Below are 641 nucleotides of genomic sequence, written 5' to 3' on the forward strand. Positions count from 1 at the left end.
GATTCAGAGTATGTGAGGCATATACATCTGGACTGGTTGTGAATTTCAAAAATAGAAACTAAAAATCGATGTGTAGACGACTACTGAAAAAATTGGCTGGGCCGCGATCCTTATTGTAACCAGGATTGTCGATGAACTGATAGTCGAACGACACTGTCACCGTGTTTGTCAAACCCAGCGCATAGTAGGTCTCGATGCCGCGCTCTGGCCCGTAACGCAACTGCCCGTCACCGATCACGAGGCCGAGGCCGCCTGCGGCAAAGTAGTCCCGATGCGCGCGCGACAGGCCGTTGATCATCGCGCCGATGCCAATCGTGTCGCTCGGTCGCTCCCACAGGGAGCCCTTGAACGAGAACCCACCGGAGGCGCTCCGATCGACATCGGTGAAGGAGAGGTTCTCATTGCGGCCATCGGCGGCGCTGACCCGGGCGAACAGGCCGATCTCCGGCGTGAGCGCCTGTTCGAGATTGATGTAGGCGCCCCGTTTGTTGCGGGTTCTCCGGCTGAGGTTCACGGCCGTGTTGACGTCGGGGATGTCGATCGAGTCCGCGAGCGCGACCACCTGCCGGTAGTTGGCGGTACGTCCCTCGTGCGAGAACGCGCCGATCCTCAGCCTTCCCGGCTGGTCGAGGATCGGGAGC

Annotated in this window: 1 protein-coding gene; it reads right to left on the minus strand. The window is 59.4% G+C overall.

Annotated elements, in window-relative coordinates:
- Positions 1 to 58 precede the first annotated feature (58 nt).
- The coding region (locus ACU8YC_RS25490) for a carbohydrate porin (protein WP_446896031.1) at positions 59 to 641 on the minus strand (583 nt) is incomplete at its 5' end.

This window comes from Citrobacter sp. VF227 (genome assembly GCF_052950715.1).